Source organism: Achromobacter sp. SIMBA_011, from assembly GCF_046535435.1.
Lineage (GTDB): Bacteria > Pseudomonadota > Gammaproteobacteria > Burkholderiales > Burkholderiaceae_B > Achromobacter > Achromobacter dolens.
Window position 1 is genome coordinate 1 of the sequence record NZ_JAWRWN010001034.1, and the last position, 245, is coordinate 245.

Sequence of the window (245 nt, forward strand, 5' to 3'; positions counted from 1 at the left end):
CTTCCCGGCGCAGGCCGACTATCTCGATCCGTACGTGCGCAAGCGGATCGAGGCGCCGGGCAACTTCGTCGTCTATCCGCCGAACCGTTACTACTACGACACGCTGAACTACTTCTCGAGCGTGCCGAACCCGGCGCCGCCGTCGCGCGAGAACTGGCTCGGCACCGATGCGCAGGGGCGCGACCTGCTCGCGCGGCTCGTGTACGGGTTCCGCGTGTCGGTCGAGTTCGGGCTGATCCTGACCG

1 pseudogene is annotated in these 245 nt (G+C 67.3%); it reads left to right on the forward strand.

Annotated elements, in window-relative coordinates:
- Nucleotides 1-245: pseudogene (locus SB816_RS34160) on the forward strand (ABC transporter permease); the annotation flags it as partial.